Origin of the sequence: Paenibacillus aceris (genome assembly GCF_017874035.1) — a bacterium.
GTDB lineage: Bacteria > Bacillota > Bacilli > Paenibacillales > NBRC-103111 > Paenibacillus_E > Paenibacillus_E aceris.
Genome location: NZ_JAGGKV010000052.1, coordinates 1 through 4,568 on the forward strand (window position 1 = coordinate 1; position 4,568 = coordinate 4,568).

Here is a 4,568-nt window from a genome sequence, read left to right on the forward strand (position 1 = left end):
TGTTACGTTGTCTCATTCCGCTCGCCTCCCTTTATATGAATAGTACCTTATTTCCCATGGTACTCTCCAATTTAATTAGGGGGCTTAATAGAAATCCCTCCAATAGCGGACTCCAGTTCCCTTTCCAACTTGCCGGGAAGCCCAAGAATACAATTCCTGTATACATGAATACACATCCACAGAAAAATAGCGGAAGTTGCGGAGCCCGTCCTGCTCGCGTTTACGCTATATGCTTTTACGGACGGTCGAACCTCCGTGAGTTCTCCCCCTTCCCGCTGTAAAAGAAAAAAGCCACCCGAAGGTGGCTCTTTCTTTGTGTGAAGCGGGTGATGGGAATCGAACCCACGCTACCAGCTTGGAAGGCTGAAGTTCTACCATTGAACTACACCCGCGTATTTATCGGGATGACACGATTTGAACATGCGACCCCCTGCTCCCAAAGCAGGTGCTCTACCAAGCTGAGCTACATCCCGAAACGCTTATAACTTAAGTAAAAATGGCGCGCCCTGAGAGATTCGAACTCCCGACCTTTTGATTCGTAGTCAAATACTCTATCCAGCTGAGCTAAGGGCGCTTAAAATATGGAGCGGAAGACGGGGATCGAACCCGCGACCCTCGCCTTGGCAAGGCGATGCTCTACCGCTGAGCCACTTCCGCACGGTAAGTCTTGCTTGTCACTTCATTTCTTTTCTCAGAGGCGACAAGGAATAATATATCAGGATTTCAGAACAAATGCAAATGTTTTTTGTTACCAATCGTTATTTTATAAAAATACCGCCAAACGGCACCACTTCTTTCGCAATCCGTCGCAATAAGCTGTCATTTTTCATGTGCTCATCCAATTTACGATCCGGCTTGCAAGGCTGCAGCAACACATGCCCCTGACCCGTCATTTCCCATTGATAATTCATATGCTGACTGGCTAACGTGTTGCCATACACACTAAGACGCAGTTCGGCATTACGCGGATAAGCAATAAGGCAGCTAATATCCACATATAAAGGCTGCTTCGGATCCAGCGTCATTTGATACAGGGGGCCTGTGGTCAGAAGTCCTAGCGTACCCGGTCCTTTGAACTGCATTTTCACGAGCTCTTGCGTAATGAGCGTATTTTTAACATTTTGCAGGTGAGAAGTGAAGCTGACACCCTCGGTATAAAAGAGAACATGCCGAAACTCATACAAAAGATCATCGTCTGCACCAATATGCACAACAGACATGCTATAGCCTTCGGGCAATCCGAGCATTAGCTGGGCAGGACCACGTACACGCGATTGTATCAAACGCTTTTTCCGGTACATGCTGGGCAGCTTCATCAAGGAGTCCTCTCTTTGCTCGGACCTCCCCTGGAAAGCAACGATTTGGTTCGGATGCAGCACATGAATCGCTTCCTCCTGCTCAATGCGCAGCGTGGCCATCCTTGCCTGCGAACTTGCATGTTCGAAAGTTACCTCCATGCTTCTCCCCCCTATCTCATATGACGCTTCTGTCTGCGCCAAACCACATACCGAAACACCCGTCCAAGTACAAAATAAAGCACTACAAGCAGCACAGCCGCGATAACCATATTTGTTATTTTCCGATTTCGCTTCTCTTTATCTAGCGCCACTTGCTCCATAGCTTTTAAACGCTCTTGCAGAAGTTGATTTTCCTTTTGCAGCGCTTCATTTTGCTTAAGGAGCTTTTCCTCCGTTTCCTGTGAATGCCGAATCGTTTCCGAGAGCTTGTCCTTTTGCTCCTTTAATTGTTGCTTCGTTGCCTCGTAATCCTTCTGAATCTGCTCCACATTCTCTGGAAGCTGATAAATATCTTTCACCCGATCGAGCCAGGAGGCTTGGGCTGCAGAGACAGGGAACATAAACCCTATCACAATCGCCAAAACGCCGATAACGTGAATTGCTGAAATTTGACGTGCCAGCATCCGCCTTCCCTCCCATCGGCTCGACATTTTCTTCTATTTTACCTTAAAAACCTCCCCTTCACCACTTCTGCTCCTTGTACAGGATAACGTAAAATGGTCTTCATCTTCGATTGCTCTACCTTCCTTGGATCAGATAAATAAATCTCATGATGGAGGCCTCTAATGCTTACCTGATTCATCTCCATGAATTGCTCCATTTGTCTTAGCGTATCCGTCTCTATAGCATATGGGCCCACATGCAGCATCTGTACACAGCTTCCTTCGTGCAGCCTTTCAAACCTGATATCCGCAATCGCCTTTAGCTCTTTTTTCTTGTCTTTAGCTTTTATACGAGCTTCCTCTACCCTTTCTGAAGTTACAAACTCAGGCATTCTGATCAGCAGTTTCCAGCGCCACTGCTCCCTCGGCACCTCTAGCGCGTTCCTACTATCTCCATCTACCCACCACAAGCCCTCCAGCTTGGCTACAGTAAAGTCTTTCCCTTCACTCTTACAAATGCCCTTAATACTATATGAAAGCGTGTAGAGCGCTTCAGTCGCATTTGCGAAGTCATCTCCATCCGGGTCCCCTATCCCCTCAATCGTCACGTACCAAACAGGCTCAAATTCGATAAGTTCCGGTTTTGTCTGAGCCGTGTAATAGGATTTATAGGTTTTGGCCAAATCAAACTTTTCCATGGGACACTTCCTTTTTTTCCTTTCAGTATATAAAATAAACCCTGACAGCTATACGTCAGCAAATAGAAAAAACTTACCCTTCGCTGTTAAACCGCGAAAAAAGTAAGTTTTTGTACTAAGATATTGTATGTAATTATTCCCCAGCCGGTGGAGTGAATGTACGCTGCGCAAATTCAGCATCCAACATGAAGAAGGCGTTGCTGTCTTTGTCGATTCGTTTCAGCTTATTAATAATACTGTCGAACATGGCTTCTTCCTCTACCTGCTCATCGATGAACCATTTCAAAAACTGCATAGTGGCATGCTCGCGATCGTTGAGTGCCAAATCAGACAGATGGTAAATACGTCTTGTGACTTCCTGCTCATGCTTGTAGGCATGCTCAAACGCGTCGAGGATCGATTTGTACTCATTCACTGGCGTATCCATGCCGGCGAAGGAGACCTTTTTTCCACGATCATTGATGAATTTGAAAATCTTCATGGCATGAAACTTCTCTTCTTCCGCCTGCACGATAAAAAAGTTCGAGAACCCATCCAAGCTTTCTGCCGCACAATAACCAGCTATGGCCAAATAGACGTGCGCGGAGTAAAATTCATAGTTCATCTGCTCGTTGAGCGCTTCCGTAAGTTCATCTTTTAACATGATGTGCTGCACATCCCTTCTGTATGGTTAATTATTGCGTATTCCCATACATACAAGATTACCAGAACTTCACATAGAAATACAAACGGAAGTCATAATTTTATAAGGTTATTGTCTAGGCCATTACGGTTTCGGCCCTGGATTCAGCAATAATCTGCTTGAGCTGCGCATAGAGTAAGTCAGGTGAAGAAGCGCATATGAGCTCTTTTTTGCCGAGCATTGCGATGCATTCTTTCTTGCAATGCTTGCAATTCCCTAAGCAATCCTTCTTTTTCTGCTTCAGGTCAGGGTACTCATTTTTCAACGACTTATATATTTGTTTGGATCCGAACTTTTCATTTCTACAGCAGTATTTAATCGTTTTCATGTCATTCAACCTCCACCGCTCAAATATACCGCCTACACTTGATATTAGTGATAATAATAATCAATGTCAACAATAAATTGAAGATGGATGTAAAAAAAAGCTCCCTAACTCCTTCTAAAGGAATTGAGGAAGCTTTTTGTGATGCGGTCAAGAGGACTCGAACCTCCACGGGGGGTTAGCCCACACGGACCTGAACCGTGCGCGTCTGCCAATTCCGCCATGACCGCATATAACCGAAATAAAAAAGTGAGTCATGTAGGATTCGAACCTACGACACCCTGATTAAAAGTCAGGTGCTCTACCAACTGAGCTAATGACTCATACTGCATAAAAAATGGCGGAGCCGACGGGATTCGAACCCGCGGTCTCCTGCGTGACAGGCAGGCATGTTAGGCCTCTACACCACGGCTCCACACAAAATAAAACACCTCATCAAGAGGTTGGTTGCGGGGGCAGGATTTGAACCTGCGGCCTTCGGGTTATGAGCCCGACGAGCTACCGAGCTGCTCCACCCCGCGTCATTGAAAAAGGAAAAATGGAGGCTGACGGGATCGAACCGCCGACCCTCTGCTTGTAAGGCAGATGCTCTCCCAGCTGAGCTAAGCCTCCATGGGAATAAAACTTCTAAGATATTGATGGTGACCCGTAGGGGACTCGAACCCCTGTTACCTCCGTGAAAGGGAGGTGTCTTAACCACTTGACCAACGGGCCTCGTAAACAGGCTTTTCTTATGTATACGTGCTTTAGGTGGCGGAGAGAGAGGGATTCGAACCCTCGAGACGCTTGTGACGCCTACACGATTTCCAATCGTGCTCCTTCGGCCAGCTCGGACACCTCTCCATGAAAAGCCTGGTATAGGATAAAAAATGGCTCCCCGAACAGGACTCGAACCTGTGACAACTCGATTAACAGTCGAGTGCTCTACCAACTGAGCTATCAGGGAAAACTGCTTGGCAACGT

5 protein-coding genes and 12 tRNA genes are annotated in these 4,568 nt (G+C 46.4%); all 17 read right to left on the reverse strand.

What is annotated here, in order from left to right:
* Positions 1-321: 321 nt before the first annotated feature.
* Positions 322-392: transfer RNA gene (locus J2Z65_RS34940), tRNA-Gly, on the reverse strand.
* A gap of 7 nt (positions 393-399) precedes the next feature.
* Positions 400-473 (reverse strand) — tRNA-Pro (locus J2Z65_RS34945).
* A gap of 24 nt (positions 474-497) precedes the next feature.
* Positions 498-574 (reverse strand) — tRNA-Arg (locus J2Z65_RS34950).
* An 8-nt stretch (positions 575-582) separates the two neighbouring features.
* A tRNA-Gly gene (locus J2Z65_RS34955) sits at positions 583-657 on the reverse strand.
* A gap of 101 nt (positions 658-758) precedes the next feature.
* Entirely contained in the window at positions 759-1,457 is a 699-nt protein-coding gene (locus J2Z65_RS34960; protein ID WP_167067227.1) for an AIM24 family protein, read from the reverse strand.
* Between the two features lie 11 nt (positions 1,458-1,468).
* A complete protein-coding gene (locus tag J2Z65_RS34965; protein ID WP_167067225.1) occupies positions 1,469-1,921 on the reverse strand; it encodes a DNA replication initiation control protein YabA in 453 nt (150 codons plus the stop codon).
* 38 nt (positions 1,922-1,959) lie between these two features.
* Entirely contained in the window at positions 1,960-2,598 is a 639-nt protein-coding gene (locus J2Z65_RS34970) for a GyrI-like domain-containing protein (protein WP_167067222.1), read from the reverse strand.
* A 133-nt stretch (positions 2,599-2,731) separates the two neighbouring features.
* On the reverse strand, positions 2,732-3,241 hold the full coding sequence (locus J2Z65_RS34975) for a ferritin (protein ID WP_167067219.1): 510 nt from the start codon (positions 3,239-3,241) through the stop codon (positions 2,732-2,734).
* Positions 3,242-3,356: 115 nt separating this feature from the next.
* Positions 3,357-3,608: a DUF1450 domain-containing protein gene (locus J2Z65_RS34980; RefSeq protein WP_167067216.1), complete on the reverse strand. Its 252-nt coding sequence runs from the start codon at positions 3,606-3,608 to the stop codon at positions 3,357-3,359.
* A 142-nt stretch (positions 3,609-3,750) separates the two neighbouring features.
* A tRNA-Leu gene (locus tag J2Z65_RS34985) sits at positions 3,751-3,835 on the reverse strand.
* Between the two features lie 20 nt (positions 3,836-3,855).
* Positions 3,856-3,928, reverse strand: a tRNA-Lys gene (locus tag J2Z65_RS34990).
* A gap of 15 nt (positions 3,929-3,943) precedes the next feature.
* Positions 3,944-4,020: transfer RNA gene (locus tag J2Z65_RS34995), tRNA-Asp, on the reverse strand.
* Positions 4,021-4,049: 29 nt separating this feature from the next.
* Positions 4,050-4,126: transfer RNA gene (locus tag J2Z65_RS35000), tRNA-Met, on the reverse strand.
* Positions 4,127-4,144: 18 nt separating this feature from the next.
* Positions 4,145-4,217 (reverse strand) — tRNA-Val (locus tag J2Z65_RS35005).
* Between the two features lie 27 nt (positions 4,218-4,244).
* Positions 4,245-4,319, reverse strand: a tRNA-Glu gene (locus J2Z65_RS35010).
* A 37-nt stretch (positions 4,320-4,356) separates the two neighbouring features.
* Positions 4,357-4,448 (reverse strand) — tRNA-Ser (locus J2Z65_RS35015).
* A gap of 27 nt (positions 4,449-4,475) precedes the next feature.
* Positions 4,476-4,551: transfer RNA gene (locus J2Z65_RS35020), tRNA-Asn, on the reverse strand.
* Positions 4,552-4,568 lie beyond the last annotated feature (17 nt).

What these genes read in the sequence shown, in the direction of transcription:
- J2Z65_RS34960 (WP_167067227.1), bottom strand. Translation starts at nt 1,457, where the DNA reads ATGGAGGTAACTTTCGAACATGCAAGTTCGCAGGCAAGGATGGCCACG.
- J2Z65_RS34965 (WP_167067225.1), bottom strand. Translation starts at nt 1,921, where the DNA reads ATGCTGGCACGTCAAATTTCAGCAATTCACGTTATCGGCGTTTTGGCG.
- J2Z65_RS34970 (WP_167067222.1), bottom strand. Translation starts at nt 2,598, where the DNA reads ATGGAAAAGTTTGATTTGGCCAAAACCTATAAATCCTATTACACGGCT.
- J2Z65_RS34975 (WP_167067219.1), bottom strand. Translation starts at nt 3,241, where the DNA reads ATGTTAAAAGATGAACTTACGGAAGCGCTCAACGAGCAGATGAACTAT.
- J2Z65_RS34980 (WP_167067216.1), bottom strand. Translation starts at nt 3,608, where the DNA reads ATGAAAACGATTAAATACTGCTGTAGAAATGAAAAGTTCGGATCCAAA.